The organism is Paenibacillus sp. KACC 21273, from assembly GCF_028736095.1.
Taxonomy (GTDB): Bacteria; Bacillota; Bacilli; order Paenibacillales; family Paenibacillaceae; genus Saccharibacillus; species Saccharibacillus kyungheensis.
Genome location: NZ_CP117876.1, coordinates 379,105 through 392,626, shown reverse-complemented (window position 1 = coordinate 392,626; position 13,522 = coordinate 379,105). Strand labels below are relative to the sequence as shown.

General features: G+C 34.0%; 10 protein-coding genes. 3 read left to right on the top strand and 7 right to left on the bottom strand.

Annotation, left to right across the window (positions count from 1 at the left end):
- Positions 1-6: 6 nt before the first annotated feature.
- The 4 genes from PQ460_RS01755 to PQ460_RS01740 form a co-directional block, all read right to left on the bottom strand.
- Positions 7-765, bottom strand: a complete 759-nt coding sequence (locus PQ460_RS01755) for an ABC transporter permease (protein ID WP_274171569.1) — start codon at positions 763-765, stop codon at positions 7-9.
- Complete coding sequence (locus tag PQ460_RS01750; protein ID WP_443147188.1) at positions 762-1,682, bottom strand: ABC transporter ATP-binding protein; 921 nt, start codon at positions 1,680-1,682, stop codon at positions 762-764. The genes PQ460_RS01755 and PQ460_RS01750 overlap by 4 nt, the downstream gene beginning before the upstream one ends.
- 68 nt (positions 1,683-1,750) lie before the next feature.
- The gene (locus PQ460_RS01745; RefSeq protein ID WP_274171567.1) at positions 1,751-2,866 is read right to left on the bottom strand and encodes a sensor histidine kinase; all 1,116 of its coding nucleotides are present in this window, start codon (positions 2,864-2,866) and stop codon (positions 1,751-1,753) included.
- Between the two features lie 2 nt (positions 2,867-2,868).
- Positions 2,869-3,573: a response regulator transcription factor gene (locus tag PQ460_RS01740; RefSeq protein WP_274171566.1), complete on the bottom strand. Its 705-nt coding sequence runs from the start codon at positions 3,571-3,573 to the stop codon at positions 2,869-2,871.
- Positions 3,574-3,803: 230 nt separating this feature from the next.
- On the opposite strand from PQ460_RS01740, the gene PQ460_RS01735 reads away from it, so the two are divergent.
- From PQ460_RS01735 to PQ460_RS01725, 3 genes are all read left to right on the top strand, one after another.
- Positions 3,804-3,962, top strand: a complete 159-nt coding sequence (locus PQ460_RS01735; RefSeq protein ID WP_274171565.1) for a type A2 lanthipeptide — start codon at positions 3,804-3,806, stop codon at positions 3,960-3,962.
- An 88-nt stretch (positions 3,963-4,050) separates the two neighbouring features.
- Positions 4,051-7,128, top strand: a complete 3,078-nt coding sequence (locus PQ460_RS01730) for a type 2 lanthipeptide synthetase LanM family protein (RefSeq protein ID WP_274171564.1) — start codon at positions 4,051-4,053, stop codon at positions 7,126-7,128.
- Positions 7,129-7,150: 22 nt separating this feature from the next.
- Positions 7,151-9,346 carry a peptidase domain-containing ABC transporter gene (locus PQ460_RS01725; protein ID WP_274171563.1) on the top strand — a complete coding sequence of 732 codons (2,196 nt, stop codon included), beginning with the start codon at positions 7,151-7,153 and terminating at the stop codon, positions 9,344-9,346.
- A gap of 48 nt (positions 9,347-9,394) precedes the next feature.
- Here the strand turns inward: PQ460_RS01725 and PQ460_RS01720 are convergent, their stop codons facing one another.
- The 3 genes from PQ460_RS01720 to licT form a co-directional block, all read right to left on the bottom strand.
- The gene (locus PQ460_RS01720) at positions 9,395-10,363 is read right to left on the bottom strand and encodes a nucleoside hydrolase (RefSeq protein WP_273613990.1); all 969 of its coding nucleotides are present in this window, start codon (positions 10,361-10,363) and stop codon (positions 9,395-9,397) included.
- A gap of 91 nt (positions 10,364-10,454) precedes the next feature.
- On the bottom strand, positions 10,455-12,395 hold the full coding sequence (locus PQ460_RS01715) for a beta-glucoside-specific PTS transporter subunit IIABC (RefSeq protein WP_274171562.1): 1,941 nt from the start codon (positions 12,393-12,395) through the stop codon (positions 10,455-10,457).
- 257 nt (positions 12,396-12,652) lie between these two features.
- Positions 12,653-13,483, bottom strand: coding sequence for a BglG family transcription antiterminator LicT (gene licT / locus PQ460_RS01710; RefSeq protein ID WP_274171561.1), 831 nt, complete (start codon positions 13,481-13,483; stop codon positions 12,653-12,655).
- Between the last annotated feature and the right edge of the window lie 39 nt (positions 13,484-13,522).

Below are 13,522 nucleotides of genomic sequence, written 5' to 3'. Positions count from 1 at the left end.
TCACCCCTATTCTACTTCCTGTTTGCTAAATTGATACAATCCTATAAGTAAAAACAATATTCCAAAAATAATACTTAATAGTGCATATAGACCTAGAGCATCATTAGGAACGATAGCTGCTAAAGTATTATTTTCGACCACTTGTTTTAAAGGAGTTAGCAAAGCAGGATAAGCCCAGAATATATAAGAAGTTAACGTATTCATTTGCAAAAAGAACATGCAAATTGCTCCAAATATACCTATCGTTATAGGGAAGGCTTGATTTTTAAATTGAAGAGATAACCATAATTGAAATGTAATAATCGGAAATGCACCTAAATAAGGATAAAAAGCTTCCTGCAACAACGTAAGATAAGGCGGACTGCTTTCGAAACCTAACATTTTGCCGATCATAATAAAACCTAGAAAAAGAAGTAAACCCGAAATCATACACACCTTTAATATGTAAAACAATTTACTGAAATAAAAATAGGATTTACGAATCGGTAAAGCAAGGATCATTTTCCATGCATTCGTTTGATGCTCCACATTAATTAAATTAGAAATAATAATCGTTAACTTAATAGGAACAACAAACATAATTAAAAAATGAACAATCACAATCATAGACGACCACATATCATTATTTTGTTCTAGTAAATTACTTTTTTGCGAAGCTACAATAATTAAAGCTCCAAACAAAACAATAATAGGATAAAGATAAGCGATAGGATTAATAAAAGTCCGTTTAAGTTTGATAGCATCAGAGGCAATTACACCATTCATGATATAACGCCCCTTTTATTCGTAATTTCAAGGAAAATATCTTCTAATGAACGCTTTTGTTCTTGTATCCGATAAACTTCCATATTTTTACGTACTAATTTATCAGTAATATAAGCAATTTTGCTATCTTCTGTTTCGTTGATTTCAAGCTCTCCATTTTCTTTAAGAGTGACATTCCAACCTTCTTGTTGAAGGATAGATTCAGCATGAAGAGAATCATTAGTACGCATCACAATTCTAGGATTACTTTTCTTTCTTAGCTCTTCGATACTGTTTTGAAAAATCAATTGTCCTTGATTGATAATACCAACTTTGTTAGCCATTTGATCGACTTCATTTAGTAAATGACTAGAAATCATAATCGTAATTCCGTATAACCCGGGCAACGTTTTAATCAGTTCACGTATTTCCTGAATACCCGCTGGATCTAATCCATTTGTCGGTTCATCTAAAATGAGTAGACGTGGTGAACCTAACAAAGCAATACCTATACCTAAACGCTGTTTCATACCCAAAGAATAATTTTTAACTAATTTATCTTTAGCATCTGTTAAGCCAACAACTTTCAAAATTTCCAGGTTTCTTTTTTTATCTTTCACTTGCAATAATCGGCGAATAGCTTCTAAATTTTCTAAACCTGTTAAGTTCCCGTAATACGATGGATATTCAACTAATGAACCAATCCCTCTTAAAATGTCCATCTTATTATTCTGAAGATTTTTCCCGAATATCTGGATATCTCCTGACGTAGGTTTGATCAATCCTAGTAACATACGAATAGTTGTTGTTTTTCCTGCTCCATTAGGTCCAAGAAAACCATATATGTCTCCTTGCTCTACAGATAGATCAATTTGGTTAACTACTTTTGTGTTTTTATAAGACTTTATTAAGTTATTAGTCTCTATAATGTTTACCATTGTCATCACCTCAAACACAGTATATGCAATGATTCTAAATAGAGAATACTCATAATCTTAATATAACCTTAACATTTTAAAGGCAACTGAATAGTTATCATCGTTCCCTTTCCTAAAGCGCTTTGAATACAAATATCTCCATGATGTGCTTCTACAAGTTGCTTCGCAATTGTCATTCCTAGACCAGAACTTCTTTTCTCATCTGCATCTTCACTTTTGTAATAGCGGTTAAATATATTAGCCACTGTTTCTGCATTCATACCTTTTCCATTATCTTTTACTATAATTTCGATCATCGTATCTACTTGCTGAATAACGATTTCAATCACGGTGCCAAGCGGATTATGCAAAATAGCATTAGAAATTAGATTGACGATCACTCGTTGTAAAAACTGCTGATGGAAATAACAAATAATAGAATGCTCAGGATCATTTAAAAATCGAATTTCATATCCTTCGGTGATAGGATCATTAGAAAAATCAATCAAAATTTCACGCATAAATCCAACAATATCTTGCTGTTGCATACTTATTTCTATACTCTGTTGATCGAATTTAAAAGTATCATTTAAGTTTTTTAATAATGTTTCCATGTATTCTGATTTTTCTTCAATCTTTTTCAAAAATGTTACTTGCTCTTCAGACGACCAATTTTTATCTGATAACAATAGAGAAGAATACCCTTTGATATAAGAAAGTGGCGTTTTTAAATCATGTGCAATATCAGCTACCCATTCTCTTTTCATTTTTTCTAATTCATTACGTTCTTGTTTACTCTTTTTAAGAATAGTCGTTAATTGATGAAGGTAATCTATAATACTTTTATAAAAAATAAAACTATATTTGAACTTGCCTGTTCGTTTAGATACACTTCGTGCTGTCCCGTCTTTACGAACAGGTTCTCTATATTGCTCGGTTGCTAATAATTGAATCCATTCTAATATATGCAACAATGGATTAATCAATAGCCAGGCATACACTAAAATAACAAGAATAAAGATAATCAGCGCATGATATTTCAAAACTAAAATGTTAAGTGTATTTAAAAAATCATGATCAGGATTAAATTTGGAAATAATATCAAAGCTAATAGAATTAATAATCGCAAAAGCTAAATAAATAATATTGAGTACTATAAATAAATTAGCAAAAAATAAAATAATTAATTTTAACCTCAATTTCATAATTATTCATCCTTTGGAGGTATAAATTTATAACCCAATCCTCTAATATTGATCAAAACTTGAGGAACATTGGGATCTAGTTCAATTTTTTTACGTAACCGATTGATATATACCATTACTGTATTCGCATGACCTACGCTATCTAATCCCCATATACGCTCATATAATCGTTCTAAGCTAAAAATATAATTAGGATGCTCACAAAAAAACGTCAATAATTGAAATTCTTTTGCAGTACATTGAATTTCTTCACCTCTTACAAACAACTGGGCTTTTTCTGTTTCTAGCACAAGATAACCGTAACGATAGGTTGAGACGATCTCAGTAGAAGATTGTCTATACATTTCTTCTCTTCTTAATTTTGCTTTGATTCTAGCAACCACTTCTAAAGGTTTAAACGGCTTTGTAATATAATCATCGCCACCTACATTTAATCCAGTCAACATATCTAAATCAGTTGATCGAGCTGTTAAAAAAAGGATAGGGCAACGTGTGATTTCTCTTAATTTCCCGCACAATATGTACCCATCTGTATCAGGCAACATGACATCCAAAATTATTAATGAATATTCATGATGAGCTACTTTCTCTAATGCTTGTTTGCCAGTATTAGCTGTATCAATCATAGTAAAGCCTTCCATTCTCAAAGCAGTACTTAACATTTCTAATAAACCTTCTTCATCATCTACAAGTAATAATCTATCCATTTCCTCATTCCTTTCTAACCATTATTCTAAATCTATTCTTTCATATTTTACAAATAAAAGAAAACAATGAACTATATACTATATTTATGATATTTAAATCGTGATTATATCCTTTTAATCACAAAAATCATGTCTACAAGACTTAATATTATCCTTTCATTACATATTAAATGAAAATAATACAATAAAATGTAAAATATAGGTATACATATAAGAAAGGAGTTGATGATATGAGTAAAGTTGAAATCGAAGCTTTGAAAGCGGTTAACGAACTTTCTGACGAAGAGTTGGAAAATATCGCTGGTGGTGGTGATGGAGTAGTAAAAACAGCTACTTCTGAATGTTACTTAGGAACTGTAGCTTTCATCTGTTGTCTAGGAAGAGGTTAATAGAGCTTTAACAATAAAGAATAAGAGCTCTTGCTCTTATTCTTTATCTCTTTATAGGGATTTATATTACATTAGGAGGGATCTTAACATGCAGACTCCACAGCAGATCAATCATAACAATATCAGAATTTTATTGGATAGTTCTGATTGGAATAGTGCTTTGTATGCTAATGAAATTGAGACAATCACCCAACAATCAGAGTTACATCAAACAGCCTGGTTTCAACAGTTAGATACTATATTCTCTGATGACTATGATACAGAATCATTTGATCTGCTATTTAACAGTTTAGATATCTCCTCTATACCTTTTGTACCTTTTATGATGCCATTTTTAAAACATAGCTTTGCAGTTGCTAACGAGAAAATTTACTCTCTTGAATTAGATGCAAACAGTAAGCATGCTATTCTAAGTTCAATATTGCTTAATCACATGCAAGCTATTATTCAGTTAGCTGGCAAAACTCTTATATTTGAACTTAATAAGAGTAGACTTCTTGAACAACTTTCAGGCCATACATCTTCTGAAAGATACATAGATTTTATAAATCAAAACTTTCGATCTAAAGAGCTTATTTTAAGCTTTTTATCGAATTATCCTTTATTAGCTAGATTGATCTGCGAACGTTTGACTAAAATCATCAATCTTATTTCTGTTTCTACCCATCGATTATTAAGTGATGCTTCAAATATCCAGCAAACGATGGGTATAAAAATGAATTACATCTCCAACTTAACTTTGATGGGAGATCTACATAATGGAGGACAAAGTGTTATTTTGTATACTTTTGCAAACAAAGAAAAATTAATTTATAAACCTCACTCTTTGTCTATTGATGTGCAATTTCAGAAGCTATTAGAATGGTTTAACTCAAAATCAATCTATCGCCCTTTACAAAAAATTAATATTATTAACAACAACTCTTATGGCTGGGTAGAATTTATTTCTCAAAAAGAGTGCATACATATTAACGAAGTTAATCATTTTTATGAAAGACAGGGACAATATTTAGCGATTTTATATATGCTAAATGCTACCGATATGCACTACGAAAATATTATTGCTCAAGGAGAACACCCTATTCTAATTGATTTGGAGGCATTATTTCATAACAATACTATTTTCAGTCATTTGGATAATGCTACAACTCGCGCATTAAAATCACTCAATGAATCAGTTATGCGCACAAGTTTATTGCCTATTTCTATTCGCAATGTGAACGATATGAAATTAGATATTAGTGGATTAGGCTCTCAACAAAATCAATCTATGTATGCTTATCAGTTTGCTGATGCATTCACAGATACAATGCGTATTCAAAAATGCCTGATCTCTGTAGAAAAGAAAAATAATCATCCTTTATTTGAAGGCATATTGTTTGATGATGCTACTACATTTATTGATGATATTAAAAAAGGATTTTTTAATGCTTATCATATAGTGCTGCAACATATCGATCAATTACTGTCTGAAGATGGACCATTGCATGGATTTAAATCTACTACTATTCGTAATATTGTTAGAGATACACAAACTTACAGTAGTATGTTAGATGCTGGAAGACATCCTAAATATCTAAAAAATGCTAAAGATCGAGAAAAATTATTTAATATCATGTGGAAAGCTGCTGATCGTTTTCCTATTTTAGCTAAAGTAATAGATTCTGAGATTAAAGACCTTATACATGAAGATGTACCTTATTTCTGGTCTATCCCTGATTCTTCAGTTATGTATGATTCTAAAAATAAAGAAATTAACCAATTTTATGATCATAGCAGTTACTCTTTAGTGCTTAATACATTGAATAAGTGGAGTGCAGAAGATTGTCGTGTCCAATTGAATCATATAGATTACGCATTAAGTACAGTTAAAAAAATTCATAAGTTAACAGAAGATAATGAACATGAATTAACCCCTTCTACGATTCAGCATGCGATACCAACCTTATACACTAAAGACGATTATTTAGCAGAAGCTATTCGAATTGGTGAATCTCTTTTAGAAGAAGCAGTATGGGGAAAAGATAATAAGGATATTACATGGGTTTCTTTAGGTGTAAATCAGTACGAACAAATTGAATATAAACCGATGGAGTTAGGTTTGTATGATGGTCTTATTGGTATGTGTATATTTTATGCAGTATTAGGAAATGAATCAAAAAACGAACATTTTACACATGTAGCTCGTGCTTGCCTTCGTAGTGTATTAGATGAATATTCGGATGAACAACAACAAAAAGCAAGTTCTTCTGCTTTTTTAGGATATGCTTCTATTATTTACGCTATCAACCATTTATATTCACTTTGGCATGAGACAGAATTATTAGATCAAGGATGTAAGATCATTGATCGACTATTTAAACGGGTTAAGCACGATTTTATGTATGACTTTTTGGGAGGAAGTGCAGGCATTATTAGTGTAATTCTGGATTTTTACTATATTTCTAAATATCCAGAAGCTTTGCAATTAGCCAAACAGTACGGAGATCACTTAGTTGAACATGCTATCGAACTCGATAAAGGTATAGGGTGGTTGCAAAGTAATCGTCCGCTTGGACAACCTTTAGGAGGGCTCGCACACGGTAATTCAGGCATAGCTTACTCTCTATTTAAACTATATCATTTTTCCCAAAATCCAACGTATTTGGAGACAGCTCAACAAGCTATTTTGTATGATAATTCTCTTTTTTCTAATGATCAAGAAAATTGGACTGATTTAAGAAATATAGAAAACACCAACCAACCTTTATACCCAGTCTATTGGTGTAATGGAGCTGTGGGAGTAGGATTAAGTCGATTGTATTCCCTTGATTATTATACAGATACTGTACTTGAACAAGACCTTAAACGGGCTATTCAAAAAACTAAAAAAGCTGGTTTTGATAAAATTAGTCATTCTTTATGTCATGGGGATTTAGGAAATTTAGATTTCTTATTATCTGTTGCAATTAAACAAAATGACCAAGAATTATTAGAGATTGTATACAATCGTGCCAATATTTTATTACAACATGTACAGTTTTCAGATCAAAATTGGAAATGTGGTATACCAGGTAGTGAGCAATCCACACCTAATATGTTTACTGGATTAGCAGGCATTGGATACACTATGTTGCGTTTATGGAATAGAGAGGTACCTTCTGTTTTAATATTAGAATCCCCTTGATTAATCAAAAAGGAGATATTCCATGGACTATTTAAATAAAGAATATGTACATGCTCGTAAAATTCCTTTTGTAGAACAGATGCAACAATCTGAATGCGGATTGTGCTGTTTAGCAATGATTTTAGGATATTATCGTCATGAAGTCGGTTTACCTGAACTTCGCAAAAAAGCAGATGAAGGCAGAAATGGAACTAGTTTATTAACATTAAAAAATATAGCGACAGCTTATAATTTGCAGGCAAAAGGACAGCGTATTCCGACAGAATTATTGCATTTATTACAACTTCCAGCGATCATCTTTTGGAATCAAAAACATTATGTAGTATTAGAAGCGATCAATGATACTTCAGCTGTTATTATTGACCCTGAAGTAGGAAGATCCAAAATAAGTATAGATCAATTTAATACATCTTATTCTGGCATAGCTTTAAGTTTGGTACCTAATGAGTCATTTCAAATCAAAGAACACAATATCAAACAAAAGTATTCATATTTTTTATCCTTTTTTAAAGAAAAAAAGCTTATTTATACTATTTTATTTTGGTCTTTGATACTTCAATGTCTTACTTTGTCTGTTCCTATTTTATTAAAATATTTTATAGATACGACTACTAATGGATATAGTGTAAATCTTATTCATGTTCTTGGTGCATCTAGTCTGGTTATTGTCTTTATTTATTTAGGCTTCACTTTATTACATGGGCGGTTATTAATTCATTTACAAAATAGATTGGATACTTCATTAATGGATCGATTTATCTCTCACTTATTTAAATTGCCTTACAAATTTTTTGAGCTCCGATCTAGTGGTGATCTTATTTTGAGAACTAATAGTAATATTGCTATTAGACAAATTATATCGAATCAGCTTATCTCAACAATCATCAATTTCTTTTTAATACTTATTTTAACTATATATATGTTCACTCAATCTATTTCATTAACAACTGTTGTTCTTACTGTAGCCGCTATCCAAGTAATAATTATTATGATGACTCGTTCAAAAATGAGATCATTAACTCAGGCAGAAATATCTGCTCAAACACATACAAGTGGTTATTTGACAGAAGCAATACAAGGCGTTTCAGTAGTGAAATCATTAGGGATTGAAAAGGAAACGTACCAAGGATGGCGTTCTATATTTGATTTGCAGATTGCTACTACTAAAAAGAAATTGAATTATCAAAATAACATTAACTCTATCCATTCTTCATTCGCTTTTGTAGCTCCATTATTAGTGGCTTGGTTCGGTTCAATACTACTTATCCAAAATAAAATAACATTGGGAACATTATTTGCATTTCAATCTTTAGTAGTCATTTTTTTAGCTCCTTTTAATTCTTTAGCGTTATCATTTAGTGAAGTCATCAAAATTCAAACATTGTTGGAAAGAATAAGAGATATCCTAGACACTGACACCGAAGCCAATGAACATATTCAAAATATGCCTAACCTTAAAGGAAATATACAATTAAAAAATATTCATTTTCACTATCATTCAAAACAACCCATTTTAAAAAATATAAATCTTTATATACAAGCTGGACAAAAGGTAGCGATCATTGGGAAAACAGGATCAGGAAAAAGTACATTAGCTTCGTTAATAGCAGGACTGTACGAACCTACTCAAGGTGATATTCTTTTTGATGGTTACTCTATTAAAGATTTGAATACATCCCTTCTGAGAAAAAAATTGGGGATTGTAATGCAAGAGGATTTTCTTTTCAATCGCACTATTAAAGAAAATTTACAAATTTATAATAATGAAATATCACTAGAACAAATTATACGTGCTTGCCAAATCGCCGAGATCCATGAAGATATTCTTCGAATGCCAATGGGTTATGAAACTATCATTTCAGAAATGGGTTCTAATCTATCAGGTGGACAAAAGCAACGACTTGTTCTTGCTAGAGCATTAGTCATTGAATCTTCTGTATTAATATTGGATGAAGCAACAAGCGCATTAGATACCATCACTGAACAAAAAATCAGTCAAAATTTAGATGATCTTTTGTGTACTAGAGTCATCATCGCTCATCGCTTAAGTACTATCCTTAGTGCAGATACTATTATTTTAATAGACAATGGAGAGATTCAAGCTCAAGGTAGTCATCGAGAACTTATCAATTCTTGCGACGAGTACAAAGCATTTTATCAAGAAAAAGCAAATGAACTTCAAGTATTTAATACTAGTAATAACCGAAAATACAACTAACCAGAAGCAATTACATCTGGTTAGTTGTATTTTTTATCTACATCCTTTTTACTTGATCGCACCTAGCACATCTAACAACATCTGCTTGAACACAGGGCGATCGACTTGCTCACAAACTCTTACGTTGGGTGTCTGTCCAAGTCGTCCATTGATATCGACTACACTATAGCCACGTGTCCATTCGCCTTTCGTTTCTACATCGACAAAGTACGTATGGCTTTCCGTCATTACTGCTTCATTTGCCGCTACAGCCATGAGCAATGTATCTGGATGAGTTGTACCATTAAGTCGATGGACTTCTTTGTTGAATGTCATAACCACTTGATTGACCGCTTTGAAAAAGTCTGCGCCTGCTGTGCCTAGCTGTGCAATCTCTGCATGATCTTCATCATCCATCAGCGAATAACGGGTACACATTTCCCAACCTACCATCGTAGTTGGAATCCCTGAACGAAGTACAATATGAGCGGCTTCGGGATCTACATAAAAGTTGTATTCAGCGGCTGGTGTAATATTGCCCAGTGCATTGTTGGTTCCACCCATTACATATAGATGAGGAATTTTGGGCACAATGGTTGGATCTTTTTGGATCGCCATCGCAATATTGGTCAATGGTGCAATCGCAAGCAGATGAATTTCACCCGGATATTTATGTACACTTTCGATCAGAAAATCGACAGCATGTCCATCTGCTGGACGCTGGATCGCTTTGGGAAAGTTAGAACCACCCATCCCATCGCTACCATGCACATCTTCTACTGTACGATGCTGTTCTTGGTTCCATGTGGTCATCAGTGGACGTTCGCATCCTTTGTAGACCGGAATCTGTCCGTCTGCTCCACCTTTGCCTGCGACTTGAATCGTATATAGCGCATTCTCTACTTCCTGATCAAATTGTACATTGCCACCTGTCATCATAATGCCTTGCACATCAAAATGGTGAAGTGCTGTCAAAATAGCGATCGTGTCATCGCCAGCGGTGTCTGTATCAATAATAGCTTTGCGTAATGCTGTCATTCTTGTTCCACATCCTTACTATTTCTTAGAATAATCCTTTTAAAATCATAGCAATCCTATACGCATTTGACTACTATTTTATCAATACTGTTCAGGTAGAGTACTTGGGATTAGATATCACCGTGTGGGTTGTAGATTCAGTATTACTCTCTATTCCGACAGCTTCTAATAACGGTTCTCCGTGAGTCACTACTGTCTGTTGAAGAGGAATAATATCACTATAATCAAATGTATTGGTCACAATCACAGGTGTAATCGTTGAATAACCGGCTTCACGAATACGTGCAATATTAAATTCAAGCAAAAGCTGACCTGCACTCACCCGATCCCCTTCTTGAATATAAGAAGTAAAATGTTCTCCGTCTAACTTCACTGTATCCATACCGACATGTACCAATACTTCCAGTCCTTGATCAGATACGACAGCTAACGCATGTTTCTTTTTAAAAGCTACTGTCACTGTTCCTGCAAATGGTGCAACAATGCGCCCTTCCGCAGGTTCAACAGCTATCCCTTTTCCCATCGCTTCTGCTGCAAAAGCAGGGTCAGGTACATCACTCAAAGCAACAACAGTACCACTTAACGGACTACGTACTGTATCACTTGCACGTACTGGATGATGTATCGGAGTAGGAGACGCTACTGTTGTCGCTACAACCTCTTGCTTCTCTTCTTCTACAGGATCTTCAAATCCAAGAATATACGTCAGCACCATCGAAATAAGAAAAGAAGCCGTAATTCCCATAATCAGCCCCGAAAATCCTTGTCCACCCGGGCCATAAAAAATAGGTAATGTGAGTAACCCTGGCGCACCGGACGCAAATGCTTGTGTACCCGCTTGCCCGATAATAGCACCGCCGACTGCTCCACCAATAATACCAGCAATAAATGGACGTTTAAGTGGCAATGTCACACCGTATACCGCTGGTTCTGTAATACCAAATAATGCTGATAATGTAGCCGAACCTGCAAGTGTTTTAAGTTTTTTATTTTTTGTTTTGAGCATAACTCCTAATGAAGCACCTGTCTGTGCAAATACAGATGCTGTTGCTGCTGGCTTAATACCATCACGACCATAGACAGCAATATTATTAATAAAGACAGGCACAAGTCCCCAATGAACGCCGAAAATAACGAATAACTGCCAGCCTGCTCCCAAAAGCGCACCTGCAATCAATGGGCTGAATAAGAAAGCAGCGATTAAAATATCTGCGATACCATTACCAACATACACACCAAATGGACCGAATACCATTAACGTTAAAGGCACCATAATCACAAGTAAAATCAGCGGGGTGATAAAGTTTTTAACACTTTCATGTATACGACGGTTACAGAACTTCTCTAGCTTGCTCATCACTATAATCGCAATAATAATCGGAATCACTGTTGAAGAATAACTCATCATTACAACTGGAATACCAAAAAAGGTAACTGCACTTTCGGCTCCATTTAGCGCGGTAATCGAAGGGATTAATAATGCCCCTGCAATCGTTAAAGCTACAAATATATTACCGCCAAATTTGCGTGCTGTCGTGACCGCAAGCAGTAAAGGAAGAAAATAAAACAAACTATCTGCGGCACCAAATAAAATAATATATGTACTGCTTTTCGCTTCTAACCATCCAAAATTACTACAGATCAATAGCAATCCTTTTAGAATACCTGCTCCTGCCATAACACCGAGTAACGGAGCAAATATACTAGAGATCACATCAATAACTGCTCCAAATCCTTTTTTGCTTTTCGATTCCCCGGCTTCACGCTCTCGATCTGAAGAGTCAATAATAGTGAACACTTTCCCTATCGCTTCATACACTTCTGGAACTGTATTGCCGATTACAACTTGATACTGTCCGCCGCTTTCTTTGACAGCAATCACGCCTGGATTTTTTTCTAATACTGCTGTATCTGCTTTTGCATTGTCTTTTAGCGAAAATCGTAATCGTGTAGCACAGTGAACCAGTGAATTGACATTCTTTTCTCCACCTACTCCTGCAACGATTTCTTTAGCTAATTTCTCAAAATCCATGCTGTTCACCCCTCATTTTGATTGATATTATCTGCTGATTTCTGTTTTTGAGCACACAAAAAACCTAAGCCCTGAAAAATAGCGGATCAATCGATCGCACTACTTTTCAGAACTTAGGTTTTGCCTGCATCACCAGTAACAACCCCGGCTGTACTATTTGATTGTGTAGTTACCTGTTCTTGTTGTTTCAATGTGCTTAGAATATACTGATTTTTTATATTTGTCAACGCTTACATGTATAAATGAATAGACAAGGGTCACCGATTAATCACACGTTCTAGATGAACCGTTAAGTATAATAACTCTTCGTTGGTGGATTGATAATTGTATTCTTTGGCTACAAATTTTTGGATTTTTTCGGCACAGGCAGCTGCTTCGTGATGCTTTTCTTTTATCATCGTATATAAATGATCATAATTATCGTTATAATGAGTGCCTTTCAATACCCGTTGTGCAAAAAACTTCAAATGCGTCACAAAGCGAAAATAACTTAATGAATCTTCATCAAACTCTTTTTTGAAATGATATTTCACAATATTGAGCGTCTGTTGAATAAACTTGGTGATCGTCATTGTGGTCGAGACTTCTTCATTCATTTCTGCGTTAATAATATTAATAGCGATAAATGCTGCTTCATCTTCAGGTAATTCGATTCCAAGCTTATGCTTAATCTGTTCTAACATTTTGAGTCCGATACCAAATTCTTCTCTGTAAATTTGCTTGATTTCCCATAGAAGCACATTTTTAATTTCCAATCCTTGTTGATAACGTTCGATTGCAAAATTAATATGATCGGTCAGGGAGACATACAGATTTTCATTCAACTTTTTACCTAACGTTTCTTTGGTATACACGATCATATTTTCTACAATTTCGATCAATTCAATCGGTACTTCTCGCAACAACATTTTGAAATTATCCGATGTCTGTTTGTTTTTTAGTGCAAATACTTTTTGGATTTTACTTTCATCAATCTTATCATCCGGTTTCTTTTTAAAAGCAATTCCTCGCCCCATAACCACTAGCTCTGAACCATCGGCTTGATAAATACTCACTACATTATTATTAATGACTTTGGCAATTCGCATAGCTTGCCCCCTTGATTTCTTTACAATACATCTTTGTCT